The sequence below is a fragment of the Catenovulum sediminis genome (assembly GCF_007289895.1).
Lineage (GTDB): Bacteria > Pseudomonadota > Gammaproteobacteria > Enterobacterales > Alteromonadaceae > Catenovulum > Catenovulum sediminis.
Genome location: NZ_CP041661.1, coordinates 61,343 through 82,905 on the forward strand (window position 1 = coordinate 61,343; position 21,563 = coordinate 82,905).

The 21,563-nt window shown below is 40.1% G+C and carries 15 protein-coding genes; 5 read left to right on the plus strand and 10 right to left on the minus strand.

The window, feature by feature from the left end:
• Positions 1 to 5: 5 nt before the first annotated feature.
• Complete coding sequence (locus tag FNT16_RS17880; protein WP_143873111.1) at positions 6 to 2,234, minus strand: polysaccharide lyase 6 family protein; 2,229 nt, start codon at positions 2,232 to 2,234, stop codon at positions 6 to 8.
• A gap of 120 nt (positions 2,235 to 2,354) precedes the next feature.
• Complete coding sequence (locus tag FNT16_RS17885) at positions 2,355 to 5,378, minus strand: TonB-dependent receptor (RefSeq protein ID WP_185976789.1); 3,024 nt, start codon at positions 5,376 to 5,378, stop codon at positions 2,355 to 2,357.
• 275 nt (positions 5,379 to 5,653) lie between these two features.
• Here FNT16_RS17885 and FNT16_RS17890 point away from each other — a divergent pair, with 275 nt between their 5' ends.
• The 4 genes from FNT16_RS17890 to FNT16_RS17905 all read left to right on the plus strand — a co-directional run bounded on the left by FNT16_RS17890 (position 5,654) and on the right by FNT16_RS17905 (position 10,765).
• A complete protein-coding gene (locus FNT16_RS17890) occupies positions 5,654 to 6,388 on the plus strand; it encodes a FadR/GntR family transcriptional regulator (RefSeq protein WP_143873115.1) in 735 nt (244 codons plus the stop codon).
• A gap of 207 nt (positions 6,389 to 6,595) precedes the next feature.
• A complete protein-coding gene (locus FNT16_RS20570; RefSeq protein WP_143873117.1) occupies positions 6,596 to 8,392 on the plus strand; it encodes a polysaccharide lyase family 7 protein in 1,797 nt (598 codons plus the stop codon).
• A 374-nt stretch (positions 8,393 to 8,766) separates the two neighbouring features.
• On the plus strand, positions 8,767 to 9,726 hold the full coding sequence (kdgK, locus tag FNT16_RS17900) for a 2-dehydro-3-deoxygluconokinase (RefSeq protein WP_143873119.1): 960 nt from the start codon (positions 8,767 to 8,769) through the stop codon (positions 9,724 to 9,726).
• Between the two features lie 283 nt (positions 9,727 to 10,009).
• The gene (locus FNT16_RS17905) at positions 10,010 to 10,765 is read left to right on the plus strand and encodes an SDR family NAD(P)-dependent oxidoreductase (protein WP_143873121.1); all 756 of its coding nucleotides are present in this window, start codon (positions 10,010 to 10,012) and stop codon (positions 10,763 to 10,765) included.
• Positions 10,766 to 10,863: 98 nt separating this feature from the next.
• Here the strand turns inward: FNT16_RS17905 and FNT16_RS17910 are convergent, their stop codons facing one another.
• The 6 genes from FNT16_RS17910 to FNT16_RS17935 form a co-directional block, all read right to left on the minus strand.
• Entirely contained in the window at positions 10,864 to 11,835 is a 972-nt protein-coding gene (locus tag FNT16_RS17910; protein WP_221935100.1) for a glycoside hydrolase family 43 protein, read from the minus strand.
• 94 nt (positions 11,836 to 11,929) lie between these two features.
• Positions 11,930 to 12,772: a 5-dehydro-4-deoxy-D-glucuronate isomerase gene (gene kduI, locus FNT16_RS17915; RefSeq protein ID WP_143873123.1), complete on the minus strand. Its 843-nt coding sequence runs from the start codon at positions 12,770 to 12,772 to the stop codon at positions 11,930 to 11,932.
• A gap of 25 nt (positions 12,773 to 12,797) precedes the next feature.
• The gene (locus FNT16_RS17920) at positions 12,798 to 13,565 is read right to left on the minus strand and encodes an SDR family NAD(P)-dependent oxidoreductase (protein WP_143873125.1); all 768 of its coding nucleotides are present in this window, start codon (positions 13,563 to 13,565) and stop codon (positions 12,798 to 12,800) included.
• Positions 13,566 to 13,647: 82 nt separating this feature from the next.
• Positions 13,648 to 14,373: a FadR/GntR family transcriptional regulator gene (locus FNT16_RS17925; protein WP_143873127.1), complete on the minus strand. Its 726-nt coding sequence runs from the start codon at positions 14,371 to 14,373 to the stop codon at positions 13,648 to 13,650.
• Positions 14,374 to 14,538: 165 nt separating this feature from the next.
• Complete coding sequence (locus tag FNT16_RS17930) at positions 14,539 to 15,504, minus strand: class 1 fructose-bisphosphatase (RefSeq protein WP_143873129.1); 966 nt, start codon at positions 15,502 to 15,504, stop codon at positions 14,539 to 14,541.
• Between the two features lie 136 nt (positions 15,505 to 15,640).
• The gene (locus FNT16_RS17935) at positions 15,641 to 16,423 is read right to left on the minus strand and encodes a DeoR/GlpR family DNA-binding transcription regulator (protein ID WP_143873131.1); all 783 of its coding nucleotides are present in this window, start codon (positions 16,421 to 16,423) and stop codon (positions 15,641 to 15,643) included.
• A gap of 343 nt (positions 16,424 to 16,766) precedes the next feature.
• Here FNT16_RS17935 and fbaA point away from each other — a divergent pair, with 343 nt between their 5' ends.
• Positions 16,767 to 17,858, plus strand: a complete 1,092-nt coding sequence (gene fbaA / locus FNT16_RS17940) for a class II fructose-bisphosphate aldolase (RefSeq protein ID WP_143873132.1) — start codon at positions 16,767 to 16,769, stop codon at positions 17,856 to 17,858.
• 59 nt (positions 17,859 to 17,917) lie between these two features.
• Here fbaA and rhaI read toward each other — a convergent pair whose 3' ends face one another.
• Both rhaI and FNT16_RS17950 read right to left on the minus strand, forming a co-directional pair.
• Positions 17,918 to 19,210 carry an L-rhamnose catabolism isomerase gene (rhaI, locus tag FNT16_RS17945; RefSeq protein WP_143873134.1) on the minus strand — a complete coding sequence of 431 codons (1,293 nt, stop codon included), beginning with the start codon at positions 19,208 to 19,210 and terminating at the stop codon, positions 17,918 to 17,920.
• 34 nt (positions 19,211 to 19,244) lie between these two features.
• Positions 19,245 to 21,440, minus strand: a complete 2,196-nt coding sequence (locus FNT16_RS17950; RefSeq protein ID WP_143873136.1) for a bifunctional rhamnulose-1-phosphate aldolase/short-chain dehydrogenase — start codon at positions 21,438 to 21,440, stop codon at positions 19,245 to 19,247.
• Between the last annotated feature and the right edge of the window lie 123 nt (positions 21,441 to 21,563).

Consider the following 21,563-nt stretch of genomic DNA (forward strand, 5'->3'; position numbering starts at 1 on the left):
GCCCCTTATTTATATTCGTTTTGTTCAATGATTGCAGTGGGTGTTTGTTTAAAAACAAGTTCTACCGCTGTTGGTTTTTCCGTATTTTTAAATACGTTATTACGAATATAAGTTTGCGGATCGCCAACCGTATGCTCTATCTTGATAAGCTCGCTGTTGTTAAATAAGTTATTTTCAACAACTGAATGCTGAACCCCATGTAAACGAATCGATGCATCTAATTTATTGCGTTTACCTAAACCAACTTGACTCACTGTATTGTCTGTCATGGCAAGGTGCGGACCAAATGTACTTTCATCTCGACCACCCCGGTACAAATCAATTAATACGCCTTGCACGCCGTCAAATTTATTATTTTTCAAAACAACATATTCAGCGTTATAGATGCCTAAGTCGTCTGTTTCTCGATTCAGGCGTAACAAATCACCCGTAATATTAATAAATTCGTTACCCTGTAATTCAATTAAGTCAGCAAAACTGCGCGCACCCGCATCAAAAAAGTGGAATGAATGATTAATATCTAAATCGACAATTTTGCTGTTGTGCATAATAAAATCGTAGTTATTGTACATCCCCCATTTTTGCGTTCGGATAAGTACATTGCCGCTTGAATCCGGGCTACGCTGGCCGCTAATAGTAATCCCCTGTAACTTTAAAGAACCTAAGTTTTGGATTTCAAATAGTGAGCTACGCTCTGGGTAAATGACCACTTCAGCATTTTGTGCTGCTTTAAAAGTAATGGTTTTATGGACAGCCAATATTTTACGTGCGACATATTCGCCACTTGCTAACTCAATAACATCACCAGACTGTGCTTGTGCTAACGTCTCTGACAACACGCTATCTGCAGGTTTAACAGCAATCACCTTTCCACTATCAAAAGATTTTTTCAGATCGGCTTTACTGTACCAGTTTGGACCTGCGTCATTTTTCTCTAATACTTTATCTAACTGTGCGCCGTATTTGCCGCCCTTTAATACCAATAAGCCGTTTTTATCTTTGCGTAACGATACACTTTTCTTTTTAAGACCCTGTTTGATAGCAGAGGGCTCAAAGTTGACTAAATTGTCAACAAAATCAATACCACTCATATCATCAAATACACTAAATGGTGACTTTTTGGTGTCATTTATAATTAGGTTATTTTTAAAACGAGAATCTTTAGGGGTTGCAGTGCGCTCACTGTCAGAACCTGCTCCTAAATAAATATTTTCAACGTTGATTAAAGTATTGTTTTCAACTACCGCATTAACCACTTGGTGATAACGGTTAATTGGAGAATTAGGTACCCCATTCATGATAGTAAAGCCACTACCAAAACGATAACCGGTTAAACCTGATAAATAGTTATTACGCACCACTTGGTCTCGGTTAATTACACGAATACCACCGGTATGCTCAACACCATTGCCTAAAAAGACATTATTCTCAATAACGTTACCATTGCCGTGACGCAAAGTTAATGTGCCACGCGATTCAAAAAATACGTTATTTTTAAGTTGGTTTTTACCTGACTTAACCGAAATAATTTCAACTTCACCATCGCATCGGTCAAAGTAATTGTTTTCAACACGCGTGTACGAATCGGTTAATGAATAATGACTGGTACCAATGCGCAAAGTTTCACCGCCATTTGAGCCAAACGTCGGACGGGGCCCAAAATAGTTATGGTCAATTAAGTGATGGTTTTGCTGGCTTGCTTCAGTATTCAAGCGCACAGCCATCGTCACACCTTTATTTCTTTTGCCGCGCAAAAATGAATGGTCAAAGCGGTTATTTTTACCATACAGCGCAACCCAATAATCAGATTCAAACCTGTCTGGATTACTGAATTCGTCAATGACAACTTCTGTTACACGGCTATTATTTGCCAGTTCTTTATCGTTATATTTAAATGAAATAACAGAGTTGCTCGGCGTATAGCCGTCTTTAAAAACCAGTCCTGAAACGACTAGATATTCACCGGCTAAACGTAAGTTAGATTGCCCAGTTAAAACCACTTTACCTTTTGTTTCGGCTGTTAATGTAATAGGTTTTTCTTTCGTGCCCTTTCCTTTAAATACGATTTCAAAGTTCTTCCATTCACCACTTGCCAAAATAACAGTATCACCTGCAGACAGTTTTTGAGCTGCAATTTCGTATTCTGACTGGTTTGCTACTTTATATTGTGCTGCCAGCGCTAAACTACTCGCAGCGGATAATAGGATACCGAGTAGTAATTGGTGTACTTTCATAAAAACTCCGTTCTAACAAACAATCTTCAGGCTTAAAAAAGGAGCGCACCTTAAGTAGGTAACGATGCGCTCCGAACACTCAAGTCAGTGCATCATGTCGATACACTGGCAGGGACAACATTAAAATTTAGCTTTTAAGCTTAAGAAGTATTTAGGACCTGAACTTGAAATCAGGGTTGGTGTGGTTTGTGTACCACGCGTCATGTATTGCGCTTCATCCAGTACGTTTTGCGCTTTAAAATACAAGGAGAAGTTTTTGTTAATCTTGTATTTTGCAGTTGCATCCACATACTCAAACGGTTCTACGTAACGGTTTGCACGCGCGCCCGAGTTTGGCTGGAAGTATTTTGAACGTGATTTGTACAACACACGGAATTCAAAATCACCGATATCCCAATATACAGAGCCCGAGAAAACATGTTTAGAGAAGCCAAAAACGTTAGCTGGGTCGATAAAATCGTAACCTTCCTGCTCTAACTCTCCATCGACGTTGTATACATCACCAAATTCACCATCTTCGTTTTCAAACGATGAAGATGCATAGTTATATGACACTTTAGTCCCCAAACCATTAAAAGGCTCTGGTAAAAATGCGTAGTTATGTTGATAAGACAACTCGATACCGCGTAAATAGGCAGGATCATCTGTATAAGTAAATGAATTTACGATTGCAGGAATATCCTGTCCATCAATGTTTAACGTTTCGTTTAACTCAACGCCGCGGAAATTCGCCGAGAATTTTTTAAAGTAATAAGCAGCCGATACATACATATCTTCTGACGGATACCACTCTAAAGACACATCCGCATTAGATGACATTAATGGATCCATGTAAGGGTTGTCACCATCAACACGTCTAATCAAGTCTGCGGGATCGGTAATGTCATTATCATCACTCACTTGAATAACTCGACCTGCACCTAAGTCTTGTAAATTCGGACGAGACATTGCTTTATATAAAGCACCACGTAACATCACATCATTATCTAAGTGGAAAGTAATATTCGCACTTGGCAGTACGCGAGTTGATTTATTGTCGCGAACGTAAACGTCGACCTCACCTTCATTGGTTTCCATTTTATAGTTTGTCGTGCCATCATCATTCAGGCTCGTAACTATTTCATATGAACCAGCATAACCGGTTGATTCAATGCTTGTTTCAACAACACGCACACCTACATTACCTGTTACATCGTAACCGAATAAGCTGGTATTAATGTTACTCATTGCGTATACCGCTAGGATATTTTCATCGATTAAATCATCACCCGCACTACGACGATCTTCATACGGACCAATGTCAACAAATGAATAAGTACCGTCTGGCTGTAATTCGCCTTGTTGCGAGATATTGGCAAAACCACAACGGCCATCAAACTGTGCCCATTGATTGGCTGGCGTTTCTTTACCGCTGTTGCCCGCAATTGCAACACCATCTTCGCTCGACATCCATTCAGGATTTGACCAGTCTTTAAAACAATTTGCGATTAATAAATTACCTAACGCTTCATCATCAACGCGGTATTCTGAAGTATCTTCGCCCGTCGTCGGGTCGATCGCTCTATCGTCATCATTATCCGAATATAGTGATTCTTCAGAGTAACGAACACCCGCTTTAACAGTTGAGATAAAACCATTATCTACAATATATTCAGCATCAAATTTAACCGCTTTGATTCTATCGAAACGCTCTTCCATTTCACGTTCATAGCGGTTTCGGGTTGCGCGGCCATTGTTATAACTGGTAGACCAAGATTCAGCACTGGTTGGATCAAATACACCAACACCTGTATACCCTGCTTCACCTTCTGCTTTACGGTTTTCGTCTAAGAAAGTGAGTGTAGGTAAACGCTCACCGCGTAAATCCAGTGAATAATTCCAATAATCGCCAGTAACCACGCGAGATTTCCAACTGGTACGGTTACGATAAGATTTTGAATAAGATAAATCTAACTCAACACGCAAGCTATCATTTACATAATGCTCAATATTAATACCTGAACCGTTATAGGTTTCATCTTCTTCACGGTAATATCCTTGCGCTTCCATTTTAGCTTTGCCGGTCGCATATAAAAGCGCATGATCTTGACCTACAATTTGATCATCTAATTCGCGACGCGCACTGGTTAAAAGCAAATCATGTCGGTCTTCAAAATAGAAGTTATTTGAATATTCAACATCAACGTGAATATCCCAGTCGCCGCTTGGTTGCCACTGTAGCGTACCAACAAATGCCTGGCGCTCATCTTCCTCTTCCTGATTTCGGAAAGTATAGCTAGAAGGGGTTAAATACACAGATGATAGGTCGTACTGATCAATATTAGAACGATCAACTGCTACACCTGGGTTTCTATCATCATCTTCACAATCGTTTGAAAATGGCGTTAATGGTGTGCCATCTGCCAATCGAGTTGCACACGAATACATTGACGAGCTGGATAAAACACTCTCTTCAGGGTTAGAAGAATCTGATTCTTTATAACCGACTGAAACACCAATATCACCCATACCTGTATTGCGGTATTGATCAACATAAGAAATACTAAACTCATGCCCTAACCCACTGTAACCGTCTTGACGCGCGGTATGAGAGTTATAGACACCTTCGATTTCTGCCTGAATTAAGCTTTTGCCATAATCAAGTGCTTTAAGGGGATCAACGTTGATCGTACCAGCAACACCCCCTTCAATTAAATCAGCTTGTTGTGATTTATACACAACAACTTTATCACTTAATTCAGACGGGAATTTTTTAAAGTTAACCGCACGAGATGCACCCGCACTAGTTACTGTACGTTGGTTAAACGTGGCGAAACCTAAAAACGGCCCTAAACCACGGATAGACATTTCAGAGGCACTACCTTTACCTCGGTGACCCGATACACTGGTAATGTTTTCGATAACGTCAGAAAGAGACAAACCTGGAAGTTCACCAAAATCTGCGGCAGCCATTGCATCAACAATTGCGACTGTATTTTTCTTTTCACTCAACGAGCGAGTCATAGTAGCACGCATACCAGTTACCTGGATGGTCTCTGTTACTTCCTCGTTGACTTCATCATTATCTGTTGCTTCTTGTGCTTGAGCTGGAGCAACTGCAGATACAAATAAAGCACTTAAAATCGCTTTATTTAACGAGCTCATTTTAAAATGTTCTCCTGCATCCTTGTTAAAGAAATTGTTAATTTTTTTATTTAAGTTTTTCATGGTGCTTGAGCCTTCAGTTTGTTAACGACTGTGCGTATCAATAGGACTTACTTTACAAATTAACCAAACAACCAACATTTGTCAAACAAAAATTAAATCACATGACTTACAAAAAGAACCCCATGTATGACAATGTTATTCAAATATTGATAAAAACATGTAAAATAGATTATAGTCAATTGATATAACTTTTTTACTTTTTAGGTATAACAATGAAAAATAAAAGAATGTTTTGGAGTATAGTCGAAAAAATTGAAGCCAGAATTGATTCAGGTGAATTTCCGCTAGGCTCTAGATTACCGCCAGAACGAGAATTTGTTGAATGTTACAATGTAAGTCGTCCGACAATTCGCGAAGCAATTATTGCATTGGAAGTTCGCGGCCGTGTTGAAGTAAAAACAGGTTCTGGTGTCTATGTACTTACGCACAAAGAAGAGGAAGAACCAGAAGTAACCATTAGTGCATTTGAGCTAACTCAAGCTCGAGCTTTATTTGAAGGTGAAGCAGCCGCACTCGCAGCACTTTCAATTACAGACGATCAATTATCCGCCTTAGAAAAAACAGTTGAACAAATTGCACAAGGTAAAGATGTTGAAGAAGCCGATGAGACCTTTCATTTAATCATCGCTAAAGCAACAAAAAATAAAGCGATACTGAAAGCCATTCTGGGTTTATGGAAAATTCGAACCACGCGTAGTGACGTCATACAGGCTTATGACGACATCTGCAGCCAAAATCACGAAAAAACGCTACAAGAGCACAGTGAAATATTAGAAGCACTAAAAGAACGCGATACCAACAAAGCCAGAGCCGCCATGCACAAGCATTTTCAAAGATTAATTAATGCATTGTTTGACGCGAGCGAAGCAAAAGCGCTGGAAAAAATTGAACAGCAAACGACACAAACACGTGGCTTATATTCGTTAGATCATGTGATAAATCAGTAAAAGAAAAACGATACCTAAAAGTAAAAAACAAATGGAAAATAAGTCGAAAATTAAGCTCGGTGTGAGGCGGCTACACAGAGCAATTTTCTTTATTTGTTAATCAACGGAATATGACCAATTCCAGTTTCCATCAGAATAAATTTTCTTGCCAACAAATCATTCACAATATATTTTATCAAACAATATCAACTTACATGTAATACAAATATGAAAACACACAGTCAGTCAATTGCGCTATACAGCGCTTTAATTACAAGCATGCTTTTAGCCGCTTGTAGCTCAGACAAAAAAATAGATGTAGAACTAGAAGACACGCCAACGAACAACCTAGGTTTTGAACTCAATTGGCAAGATTGGCGTCACGCCGGGGATGTTTCCATTTCTAATCAAGCGTATCAACACAACCTATCAGCCAAAATTTCGCAAGCATCTGGTTATTTTGAAACGGACATATCCGTTGATAAAAATAGCGACTATCAACTTTCCGCATTCACTAAAGGACATAGTAAAATAGGTATTAAGCTAGATAATGAAAATGGTGAAAGCCAAGCCCAATACAGCGTAAAGAACGGTAGCGATAACTGGCAGCGACAAACATTACAGTTCAACTCACAAAATAGTTCAAAAGTTACAGTTTATGCAGCTTATCAAGACGGTGAGGCATGGTATGATGCGTTTGAACTAAAAAAAATCAGTCCTCCTGCAGATACAACGGCATGTCAACAAAGATATAGCTTGCCAATACAAAGTGCGACATCTAATTCTCAATATACAAATTATTCTGCTGAACTCGCAATTGACGACAACCTGTCTGACACCTCTAGATGGTCTGTATCTGACACACCTCAATACCTTATGTTGGATTTAGGTGAAATTAGTGTTACCCAATCTATCAGCACCTATTGGTACAATGCTGAATCGTTAACAACTCGGTTTGATCTTGTGACATCAGAAAATGGACAAGATTGGTACTCGCACTTAACGAACGAAAACGCCTCACCTTCAAGTGCTTTTCAAACACTTGAAATAACAACGCATAAAGCGCGCTATGTTAAACTCATTATTCAGGAAACCAGTAGTATTCAAGACAATGGCATTGTCGAATTCAAACTTTATGGTTGCAACAGCTCTGGCCAGACTACAACTGATTTTGCTTTAAATCCAAACTTGCCGCCTTCTGGCAATTTTGACTTATTAGATTGGACCATTAGTGTACCGATAGATGAAGACGGCAATGGACGCTCTGATCACATTAAAGAACAAGAGCTGGCAAATGGCTATACTCACCCAGATTACTTTTTTACCGCAGAAGATGGCGGTATGGTCTTTAAAGCCACCGTCTCTGGTTATAAAACCTCCACAAACACCAGTTACACCCGTTCAGAATTAAGAGAAATGTTACGGCGTGGCGATACTCAAATAGATACACAAGGCATCAGTAAAAATAATTGGGGTTTTTCTACTTATAGTGAAAACGCCAAACAACAATATGGCGGCATAGATGGCACATTAACCGCGACATTAAAAGTCGATCATGTGACAACAACAGGAGAAGATTACCAAATAGGCCGAGTCATCATTGGTCAGATCCATGCTGCAGATGATGAGCCAGCGCGATTATACTATCGAAAATTGCCCAACAATAACAAAGGTTCGATTTATTTAGCCCATGAAATAAGAGGCGGTGATGACCTGTATTTCGAAATGCTCGGCAGTCGCTCAAACACAGCTTCAGATCCAACAGACGGTATCGCACTGGGTGAGGTATTTAGTTATAAAATCCAAGTATCTGGACATGATTTAACGGTCACTATTATGCGTGAAGGAAAGCCCGATGTGGTGCAAAAAGTTGACATGTCTAATAGCGGCTATCATCTAGCGGATGACGAGTATATGTATTTCAAAGCAGGAGCTTACAATCAGAATAACTCCGGAGATGACTTTGATTACGTGCAGACTACATTTTATCAATTGCATAACAGTCATACAGGCTATGATTATTAACCCCAAATCTGTATAACAAAAAATCTGTAATGAAAACGACAGAAAGTCTTATCTATTTTTAAGGCTTTCTGTCAAAACGGTTAGATTAAAATTTAAATTATTGTTAAAAATCCCAACACTAAGAACAGATAGCTGTCATATCTCAACTTAGAATTAAATTCTCATCCCTCATTTTTAAAATATCCCAGAACCACAAAAACTATAAAAATCAACAAATTAAAGCAAAAATGATATAAAAACAAACAAATTGTATAATAGATTAACCCTATTTGTTTGACAAAAATGAAATGAATAATTATATTATGTCTTACATTGTGTTTTAATTTATTATTGTGAATCACAATAAAGCAGCATAACGAATAAAAAGGGTTTGTATGTCACAGCAGCAAGCAGTAAACCAAAAAATTGCATTTATCGGCGAATGTATGATCGAGCTACAAGAAGATGCAAATGGCACGATCCACAAAAGCTTTGCTGGTGACACTCTAAATACCGCCCTGTATATGGCAAGGCTGCAAAATGTACATAGTGCACAAGTGCAATATGTAACTGGTTTGGGCACAGACAAACTCAGCAACGCGATGATTGAAAATTGGCAAAGTGAAGGTATTCACTGTGATTTTATTCGCCGCTTTGCAGATAAATTGCCTGGCCTTTATTTTGTTGAAACCGACAGTTCAGGCGAACGTTATTTTCAGTACTGGAGAGGTCAATCGGCTGCAAAAGAATTATTTTCCGGCGATGATTTTGACGAACAATTAGCGGCAGTTGCACAATTTGATTATATCTATTTATCTGCAATTTCAGTGGCTATTTTGCCCACTGATGGTAAGAAAAAACTGGTTCAATGGTTGAAATCGGCTCGCCTACAAGGTGCGACCGTATGTTTTGACAACAATTATCGTCCTCAGCTTTGGCCTGATTTGAAAGATGCACAATATTGGTATCAGCAAGTTTTAGAAAACACAGATTTAGCCTGTCATACATATGAAGATGATCAACTAATCTGGGGTGATAGCGACCCAAGCCAAACCTTCGCCCGTTTGGCGGGATTTGGCGTTAGCGAAATTGTTTTAAAGCGCGGTATAGAACCCTGCTTAATAGAAATAAATAAAGGTGAGCGTATCAGCGTCCCTGCGATGCCTGTTGCTAAAGACGAATTGGCAGATACCAATGCAGCCGGGGATTCTTTTAGTGCTGGGTACCTGAGTGCACGTTTAGCCGGTGCGACACCCGAAAGAGCGGCCAACATCGGACATCTAGTGGCTTCAACCGTAGTAAGACACCGTGGTGCGATTATTCCGAAAACGGCAATGCCAACCATAAAAATTTAATTTTACCTTTATTTGCGGCAGCAACAAAAGTCGCAATGCAAGTAAAGGATTGATGAATGTTTTCCGCCAAGCGGTCAATAATTCTTCGCCCCGTGGCCTGAAATTGAGTCGCGGACTTTAGTACATAGGCAAACACCTGGGTAGATAGGAGTAGAGACATGTCTGAAGCTCTGATAACGAACTAATTTCAATTGTTTAGGGGTTGGAAAAGCATCGCTAACTCTACTCCGCAATTTAACCACTTTATCTATACAACGATTAACATTAAGAAGAGATTATATTTATGTCTAAAAAAATTGCTTTAATTACTGGCGCTACTGGTGGTATCGGTTTCCAAGTTGCTAAACGTTTAGGTCAAGATGGCTATACACTTGTTTTGAATGGTATTGAAGACGAGCAAGGCGCACAGCGTATTGCTGAACTAAAAGAAGCAGGTATTGAAGCTGAATACGTAGGTTTTGACGTAACTGACGATGTGGCTGTTACTGAAAACGTAACTGCTATCGGCGAAAAGTACGGTAAGTTAGATGTTGTTGTTAACAACGCTGGCGGTCTTGGTGGTCGTAGCCCAATTGAAGGTATGACAACTGAGTTCTTCCGTTTTGTTATGGCATTAAACTTTGACAGTGCATTTTTCGTATCTCGCGCTGCGATCCCATTTTTGAAAAAATCTGAAAATGGTTCAATTATCAACTTTACATCAAACGCAGCTTGGAATGCAGGTGGTCCGGGTGCAGGTATCTATGGTACTTCTAAAGGTGCGGTTCATACTTTAACCCGTGCTTTAGCTAAAGAATTAGCGCCTGCCGGTATCCGTGTAAACGCGGTTTCTCCAGGTACAATTGATACGCCATTCCATGCGCAAATTAAAGCGACTAAACCAGAAGTATTTGCTTCTTGGAAAGACAGCATCATGTTAGGTCGCCTTGGCCAACCAGAAGAAGTTGCATCTGTAATTTCATTCTTGGTTAGTCAAGATGCTTCTTTCATCACAGCTGAAACTATCCAAATTGGTGGTGGTCAAGCTTTAGGTATCTAATTTAATTAGATACGACAATGAGAAAGCAAATCAAGCGCCGGCTGTCGGCGCGCCTGTCAACGATTTGCTTTCCCATTAATCTCCCATCACACTTCTTTTCAGTTGCCAAGTGCTAGCAATTTGTCCATTAAAGGCCTTACATTCTCGCTAATCGTCAGTACACTACCGTGGCGCATTCCTATAGGCATTTTCAATTGATGTGATACGTCTTGCCAATTTTTAAAATCCCGTGTTTTGACGACACCATAATTATGCTCAATGTAAGCATCAAAATATACATAATACCAACCATCAATAGCTGCCATTGTAGGTCCTTCAACCCATAGATTTTCAGGTGAAAATGGCTTATCTTCAACCACCCAAGGCCCATCTAAAGATAAACTACGCGCCACTTTAAGGTTTTTGGCTGGCGGGTAACGGGTTTCGTCTTTCAAGATCATCAGGTATTCTTCGCCCTCTTTTATCAGAGTGGAATCAATTACGTTAAAATCGGGTTGAAAAAACAAAAAGGTATCGCTGTAGGATACAAAGTCTCGAGTCGTGGTGGCATATATTCGGTGATCCCAACCTTTATCCGCTTTTTCTTCAGTTTGCGGATACTTTCCGGGTATAGTCGACGCCCAATAAATAATATATTGTTGCTGGTGCTCATCATAAAAAATTTCAGGCGCCCATGCATTACGCGCGGTCGGGTAGTCAGCCATGGTTGGAATAAAGGTTTGCTCTGACCAGTTTATCAAATCTTTTGAATGCGCAATTCCTATCCCACCATCTTGCCAGCTACTTGTCCACACCATATGAAAAACGCCCTCGGGTCCTCTGATGATGCAAGGATCACGCATTAATTTACCACCGACCTCAGGTTGTAATACACTTTTGTCTTGATTAATAGCCGTCCAATTTAAACCATCGTAACTATACGCCAAGTGCAAGCCGTCTTCTCCATTTCCTCTAAAAGAAGAAAATATATGGACTGGTTTTTCTTTCTTCTGCCACAACATCAACGGTGAGCACCCCACTAAAAACAAAATAAGCGAGAATACAGCGTATTTATTAATGCATATTTTCATATCAACAAATCCTATATTAAAAAAAAGCCCCAAACCCAATCAATCTTCCTGACTGACAGATTTGAGGCCCACACACGAAGAAGGTTGGCGTTAATTAAGTTAAATCGGCTGGTCCGTATTTGTCCATATCTGCATAATCTAAGTTTTCACCCGACATTCCCCAGACAAACGCGTAGTTTGAAGAACCCGCGCCGCTGTGAATAGACCAAGGTGGAGAAACAACAACTTGCTCATTTTTCACCCAGATTACACGTGTTTCATGCGGCTCGCCCATAAAATGTGCAACAGCCTGATCCGCAGGTAAATCTAAATAAAGATAAACCTCCATTCGACGGTCATGTTGATGAGCTGGCATGGTATTCCAGACACTACCCGGTTTTAAAATTGTTAACCCCATTTGCAACTGACAGGTTTGCACGACTTCGCGCACAATGAGTTGATAAATCTCGCGCTGATTACAGGTTTCAGGGCTCCCCATTTTTAGCACGTTCGCTGTTTCTCGAGTGACTTTTTTATCAGGGAACGCATGGTGTGCCGGCGCAGAATTTAAATAAAACTTAGCAGGTTTAGTCGCATCTTTGCTGGCAAACGTTACCTTTTTATCGCCAGCGCCCACATACAAGGCTTCTTTATTATCAAGCTCATGCTGCACACCGTCCACTTCAACAATACCGGCTCCGCCAACATTCACCACCCCCAATTCTCGGCGCGATAAAAAGAATTCACTTTTTAACGGGTCAATAGATGTCAACTCTAAAATTTCTTTAACTGGGACAGCACTGCCAACCATATGGCGTTCATAGTGTGTGTATACAAATTGTATCTTCTCTGGTGTAAATAAATCTTGCAGTAAAAATGCATCTCTTAGTTTTTGCGTATCAAATGTTTTAGCTTCGTTCGGGCCAATCGCATAGCGGCTTTCGTATTGAATACTCATAATAAACTCTCTCTTATTCTGAAAATTATCTGGCTAACCAGCCACCATCCACGGCTAAAATGTGCCCATTTACGTAATCACTTGCTGTACTTCCAAGAAAGATTGCAGCGCCGACTAATTGTTTAGGTTGGCCCCAAGCACCTGTCGGTATACGCTTTAAAATTTCTTGATTACGCTCTGGATTATCTCGCAGTGCTTGTGTGTTATCGGTCGCAAAATAACCAGGTGCAATTGCGTTAACCTGAATGTTTTTTGCCGCCCATTCGTTCGCTAATGCCTTAGTTAAGCCCGCAATAGCATGTTTACTCGCGGTATAAGCAGGCACTGTTAATCCGCCGGTATACGAGAGCATTGACGCTATGTTGATAATTTTTCCATGCCCTGCTTCTATCATTTTCTGGCCAATGATCTGGCTAATTTGAAAAGCAGAATTTAAATTAACGTCTATTACTTTTTGAAACTCATCAAAAGGATATTCTGCCGCCGGAAAGCGCGAAATCGTACCACCGTTATTGATTAATATATCAATTTTGCCAAAACAGGCCAGCGCATCATGGGACATTTTAACAACTGCAGCATGATCAGATAAATCTGCAAAAACCGATTTAACCGTACCACCTTGCTGCAAAATTAATTCTTCTGTTTTACGTGTACCGCCTTCTCTTGAGCTCGCACAAATAACCTTAGCTCCCGCTTTCGCAAAACCGACTGCCAGCGCCTGCCCGATGCCTCGACTTGCACCGGTAATCAAAACAACTTGGTCTTTTACCGAAAATAAATCTGAATCTAACATACCACCTCCACCAATAACATATCACCTTATCATACAAGTAAACAAAAAGTTAAACCAGTCATAAATGTAACTAACTTATCAATTAAAGATTTTCTATTTTGCGTTGATGACGCTGAATACTGTTTTCTAAATGTGCTTTAATGGCTGCACGAGCGTACTCTTGATCTTTAAGTTGAATCGCGCTGAGAATCTTTTGATGTTCAGCCTGAATCAACGACACATACTCGTTTCCGTTGACTTGCTGGCCTCCAGTAATAATTTCACGGGCAGGGATGACACCTGAACCAATAAACTCAATAAACCTCAAGAAATAACGATTGCCGGAAGCTTCTGCTATTGCTTTGTGAAATTCAAAATCATCATTTAGCGTATCTTCACCAAATTCATTTTTCTTCGAAATATTATTATAGCTTGCTTCAATTTTTGCCAACTGCGCTTCAGTACGGCGGCTCGCTGCCATTGCGCACATTTCAATTTCAACGGCTTTGCGAAGCTCTAAAATCTGAATGGCTTCATGCACTGATTCAAACTCTGTACTATTAATACGAAAGCTGTTTGCTGCCTGCTTCTCTGCAACAAACACCCCTACGCCTTGTTTACTATATAAAATACCTTCAGCTTTTAATTGGGCGACCGCTTCACGTACCACGCTTCGACTAACGCCAACTTGTTCCTCGATATCTCTTGAAGCCGGTAATTTAGCACCAACTGGCAACTTACCTTGGTGTATTTGTTTTCGCAGTAAATCTGCCAACTCCGCGGTAAGGTTCTGTGACCTTTGAATCCGATTAAATGCAAAATTATCCAACTGACACTCTCACTATAGAAACATTCGAAACGCTAGAGTCCATTGAACTCTTATCAAGTAAAAATATTGTTATTTCAACTCTAGTGGAAGTTATATGATAACTGACATTTTAGTAAAACAACAAGATTCGGCTTAGCATCTTGTCAATTTATATAGATTACCTAGTTATTCGTAAGCTAGATACGCGTCAATTTCATTGGCTGAGCCCATTGCAACAGGAACACGTTGGTGCAACTCAGACGGCATTACATCTAGGATTGGCTGCCTCTCTGCATAGGCTTTACCACCCGCATTTTCAACCAGCATCGCCATAGGGTTCGCTTCGTACAATAAGCGCAATTTAGCGGGCTGCCCCACATTACGGCTATCTCGTGGATATAAAAATATTCCCCCGCGACTTAACACTCGATGAACATCCCCCACCATGGCACCATTCCAGCGCATATTATAGCGTTTACCGCGTACCCCCTCTTCTCCTTGAAGTAAATCCTTAATGTAATTGCGTGTCGAGAGTGCCCAAAACCGCTCATTCGCTTGGTTCACAGCAAACTCTTGGGTGTTCGGCTCGATAGTCAGCTCAGGGGTGGTTAGCAAAAATCCACCATGCGTCGCATCTAAAGTGAAACAGCGTGTGGGCCCTCCTGTACTTAACACTAAAGTAGTAGAGGGTCCATAAAGCACATAACCAGCAGCCAGTTGTCGACGGCCAGACTGTGTAAACTGTCTTGCGTCATCAGCCGAATATTCTCTCAATGCGGGGTAAATGGTAAAAATTGTTCCAATCTGGCCATTAATATCAATATTTGATGAACCATCTAACGGATCAAACGCCACTATATATTTACCTTTTGCATGACCTGCCACTGTGTATTCTTCTTCTTCGGATGCAATTGACTTTACCGTCTCATCATTAAGCAACATGCCTTTTATCAACTGGTTCGCAATAACATCTAGTTTCTTTTGGGTTTCGCCCTGAATATTTTCATCTAATGTAGAACCTAATACGCCAGAAAGTGCACCTTGACGAACGCGAAACGCAATCTCTTTGGTCGCAGCTAAAATTGTACGAATTAGCATAATAAGCTCTAATTCTACGTTATCTTTTTTGAGTGTCGCGATTAACCTTTGCATTAAAATAAACTTCTATTTACCACTATAAAGATATCATGTTGTCATATAAGTGAATTCATTTCAAGAGCGATTGTGACTGCTCTTGACTAAAAACTACTAAAGGTGAGGGAAGGAATGAGTGAAGGGAAGTGGCTGCTTAACAATCTGCAATGATAATTTCTACCCCGTGCTTCTCGTATTGAGCCAAAATTTGACTGTCTGCTTCACTATCAGTAATCAACACATCGACATCTTTCAAGTTGCAAAATATAAAACTGCTGCGTTTTTCTAATTTAGAACTATCCGCCAGAATAATAAGCTTCTCAGCTTGTTTTCTAAGTTTTTGTTCGGAACGAATCAACAATGCGTCCGACTCTGTAACACCAAACTCACTTATCCCCGGAGTCCCCATAAACATTTTACTGGCGCTGTAATGTTGTGTTGTGTCATTGTCATAAGCACTGAGAATAATACCCTGCTTACGATATATTTCTCCACCTGGCATAGAAATTTGATTTGTACTTAATTCAGCCAACTCCTGCGCTAAAACAAAAGAGTTAGTTAGGATGTTCATATTCCTGTCACGTAAAAACTCTCCCATCATGTAAGTAGAGCTTCCACCATTAATGATGATCGACTCTCCTTCTTCGCATAATTCGCACGCTTTTTTGGCGATTAAACGCTTGGCATCTGCTTTCGTTTCGCGAGAAACCCAAAATGCATCACCTGCAATATGTTTACGACTACTTTTTTGACTGGGTTCTTTAGCTTGTGCACCACCATGCACACGCACCAATTTATTTTGTTTATCCAATTTAACTAAATCGCGGCGAATGGTTGCCTCGGAGCTTTTCAACAACTGCGTGAACTCTGCAACGGTTACAAACTTTTTCTCATCTAATATGTCGAGTAAAAGCTGTTGTCTTTGTATTTCTAACATTCAAAATTCCAATTGTGTGTAAGTTGCCAGATAAGTATTTAATAACGAACCATTACCAAGCACATATAATCATTAACTCAAGAATTCTCTCATATCATGATAGTTTTCGCAAACGCTAGATACGATTAAAAAATTTAGAACTTTACGTTAAATACATTAATTTTCTTACCTGATAGCCGCAAACTGAGCGAAGTAATAGTATTACCATAAACTTTATTCAAAACTACACTCAACCACAAACCAATCAACCAAATACATTTACATTGCAACAAATATCAAATTAGCGTTATTATAATCACACTCAATCACAACCAATCAAAAAATGATTTAACGGAGCGCAAAAATGGCTAACCTCGCCGCAACATCAATTAAGCATATACAACCGGGTGTTATCACCGGATCAGATGTACAAACAATATTTAAGCATGCTAAAGAAAATGGCTATGCGTTGCCAGCGGTAAATGTTATAGGTACACATTCAATTAATGCAGCATTAGAAACCGCACAAAAAATTAAATCACCTATCATTATTCAACTTAGTCATGGTGGCGCAACATTTTTTGCAGGCAAAGGTTTAACCACCAAAAGTCAACAACCTGCTATCGCAGGCGCAATTGCAGCCGCTCATTACGTCAGGCAAATGAGTCTGTTATATAATGTACCTGTTATATTACATACTGATCATGCTGCCCGGAAATTACTGCCGTGGATAGATGGCATGCTAGAAGCCTCTGAAGAGTTTTACAGGCAAACTGGCGAACCGCTTTTTAGCTCGCACATGATCGACTTATCTGAAGAACATTTAAATCAAAATATTCAAACCTGTTGCGCGTATTTAGAGCGCATGCATAAAATCAACATGACGCTAGAAATTGAGTTAGGTTGTACTGGAGGTGAAGAAGACGGTGTTGATAATTCACATTTGGATAAATCCGCGTTATACACACAACCAGAAGATGTTGCATATGCTTATCAAGAACTGAGCAAAATAAGCCAACAATTTACCATCGCTGCATCTTTTGGCAATGTTCATGGTGTTTATAACCCCGGTAATGTCCAACTGACACCCCGCATACTAAAAAATTCTCAAAATTATGTCAGTGATAAATATAAACTTGAACAAAACGCTTTGAATTTTGTATTTCATGGCGGATCGGGTTCAAGCATTGAAGAAATAAGAGAAGCAATCAGTTATGGCGTCATAAAAATGAATATAGATACGGATACCCAATGGGCTTTCTGGCAAGGTATCTTGAACTATTACCAAGAAAATAGAGAGTACCTACATAGTCAATTAGGCAACCCTAGTGGTGAATACAAGCCTAATAAAAAGTACTACGACCCCCGAGTTTGGCTACGCCATGCTGAAACATCAATGATCAATCGCTTAAGCGAATCATTTGAAGCATTAAACTGCAAAAATCGATACCGGTAAGCTAAAATTTAAAACGGTATAGGGAATAATCGCCTATACCGTATTTGGATAGGATTTACCTAAACGATACCTGAGCCATTTCCACCGCTGTTGGGTCGCTGTTTAGCAACAGTCGCACGGTAGGCGCTTTGTCGATAAGTGCGAATTGGATCGATTGCACCGCCTTTACGCGCTCTTGCCATCGCTAAGATAGGTGTAACATCGGTATGAAATGCCTCTTTTAATGTGTTACTTGCCATCAGCGCATCATTGTTTAACTGGTAATCGGTCAAAGCAGGACGGTTTACCAATAGCGCCGCAACATACGAACGCTGTACGCTAGCAGCAGAATTAATTAAGCTCTCGATCGGGTCTGTGACATTGTGAGACTGGTCTAACATGTAGTTAGGATTAAAACCTTCCTGTTTACGATACTGAGCATCTACTAGTTCGTTAAAAATTAGAAATTGCTGGTACGGATGTAAGCTCCCACTATCAAGATCGTCATCGCCGTATTTACTGTCATTAAAATGAAATCCACCTAATTTTTTAAACTGAATCAACCGCGAGACAATCATTTCAATATTAACATTTGGCGCGTGGTGACCCAGATCGACCAAAGATTTAGCCTGTGGCCCCAGCTCCATAGCAGCAAGAATATTACTTCCCCAGTCTTGAATGACAGTTGAATAAAAAGCAGGTTCAAACATTTTATGTTCTATGTGTAGCTCCCAATCGGCAGGCAGTTCCGCATAGATCTTTTTCATACTATTTAAATAACGCTCAAATGCATGTTGAAAGTGCTGTTGTCCAGGGTGATTAGAGCCATCCCCCACCCACACAGTTAAGGTTTTAGAACCTAAAATTTTTCCCCATTTGATACATTCAATATTATGCTCAATGGCTTGCTCACGTGCAGCCTCGGAAGTATTGCTCAAGCTTCCATATTTATATGAATGCTGTTGATCTTGTTGATCTTGAAAAGTGTTTGAATTTATCGAGTCCCACTTTAAATTCAAACTATCGGAATATTGTTTAAGCTCTTTAAAATCATCTACTTTATCCCAAGGAAAATGCGGAGATACACGCTCGGTCGCCTGTGATAAATCATTAATCACCGCGCTATCTTCAAGCTTTTCAAAAATATTCCGGGGTTCACCCTCGCCTGGAAAACGCGCAAAGCGCGTTCCACCGGTTCCGGTTCCCCAAGAAGGAATAGCAATTTGAAAGAGCTCTGCTTGTTTTGTTATCCGCTCAATATCAATATCTTGCCGGGCTAACTTTCTAGCTAACGCATCATAATCTTCTAGCAAAGCAGGCATTAATTTATCATTTTGTTCTGCGATTAACGCTTTATCAATTCGTTGTGTCATATGTTAAATCCTCTTCGATTTACTTATTTGATGCTTAGCGCAAGAAAGCTTCGTGTAAACCACCATCTACACTTATAATTTGACCCGTTGTTTTACTTAACTGACCCGATATCATCAAATATGCAGCTTCGGCTTGATCTTCCGGAGTAATGGGCTGTTTTGTTAACGTTCGCTGAGCATAAAACAAAGCTAGTTTATCTCTCAACTCATCATCAGACTCATCTTCGGTAAACGAAACACTGTATTTAGTGAGTGACGCTATCACTCTGTCTCGAGGAAACATTGTGCTACCTTTTACCACCGTTGCTGGGGCTAAACCATTCACGTTTACAAGCGGGCTTAGCTCAACAGCTAACTCTCTGACTAAATGATTCGCTGCTGCTTTACTGGTGTCATAAGCCAGCGAACCTTTTTTTGAAACTGCCGCATTTACACTGGTTGTGATTACTAATGCACCCGGTAACTGTTGCGCCTGCCAAATTTTGTTCGCTTCAGTTGCAACGATATAACCCCCTTTCACGTTTACCGCGAAACTCACATCAAACATTTTGTCTTCACTTATACTATTCTGGCCCGGGGCTAAAAACACGCCTGCAGTTAGTATGACTTTATCAATGCCACCGTATGCCAACAAGACTTTCTGAAACATTTTTGAAACACTATCTCTGTCTGTAATGTCTGTTTGTACAGCGATAGCTGGGCCACAACTTGAGATATCAGAGCCTGATACGCCAATCCCTACCCCATAAACAGATGTTAATTCATCAGCAGTTTGTTGTGCTGCCTCCAATCGCAAATCGGCACACACTACGTGCGCGCCTTCTATAGCAACACGATGTGCAGTTGCTTTTCCAATGCCATCTCCCGCGCCAATTACAACAACCACTTCACGTGCCAAAGGTTTCTCTTTTGGCATGCGTTTCAGCTTTGCTTCTTCAAGTAACCAATATTCAATATCAAAAGCTTCTTGTTGTGGCAAAGCAATATATTCATCAATCGCTTCTGCACCCCGCATCACTTCAACGGCACAGTTATAAAACTCTGCAGTCACACGTGATTCACTCTTATTTTTACCCCAAGCAATCATACCAATACCCGGAATCAAACAAATCGAAGGTGAAGAGGCTCGTTGGTTAGGAGAATTATCATGCTTGCATGTCGCATAATATTGGCTGTAGTCTGCTTTGTATTGCTCTATCCCTTCACTTAACATCAATTTTAATTGCTCAACTGAATCTTTGGCTGGATCCCATGCAACATACAAAGGTTTGATTTTGGTTCGTAAGAAGTGGTCTGGGCAAGATGTGCCTAAATCCGCTAAGCGTGGCGCATCTTGAGAATTAACAAAACGCAATATACTTTCATCATACTGAACTGTACCCACTAATTTAGCTTCGCCTGAGACTAAACCTCTTAAATAAGGTAATATCTCTGCAAGAACTTGATTCCGATTTTCAGCGTCCAAGCGAATATATTTTTGCCCACCAAAAGTATCTTCACCTTTATCGTGCGCTTCAATATAACGTGCGGCTTTCTCGATAATCTCTAAGCTTAATGCATAACACGCTTGGTTGTCGTTCGCCCAGTTAATCACCCCGTGACCGGCCAAAATTGCGCCTTTCGCATTAGGATAATCTTTACAAATGGACTGTAATTTGAGACCGAGATCAAATCCCGGACGCTGCCATTCGGTCCAAATAAGCTCATCACCCCAAATTTTTTCGGTCAACGCTTTTGAGTTTTTACTGGCCGCAACCGCAATAACAGAATTTGGGTGCATATGATCAACATGTTTGTATGGAATAAATGCATGAAGGGGGGTATCTATCGACGTTGCCCTAGGATTTAAATTAAATGTCGCGTGCCGATACATTTCAACCATATCATCTTCTATTTGAGTCTTTGCACCGACTTCATCGGCTTGATAATAGCGGTCCTGTAATGCGAGTAAACGGTCCATATACAATGAAGAAAAATTTTCAGCTGTAGATGTCCGCAAATCACCGCCGGAGCCTTTAACCCATAAAACTTCCACTTCTTTACCTGTTAAAGGGTCAATTTCAATACCTTTGGCTGAAGTGTTGCCGCCCCCTGTATTCGTGATGCGTTGATCACTACCTAAAAGATTAGAGCGATATACCAAACCATCAAGTGTAGAGTTAAATTGAGCTGTTTTCTCATCATCCCACGCGTAATTAATATGCTGAAATGTATCGTTACTGTTTGACATTAGATAATCCTATATGTTTATTAATGGATTCATTAAACCACTACAAACAATCACATTCAATCACTTTCTTGCATTTAATTTAACTTAACAGTATTCTGTTAACATAAATATAATTAATTTCTT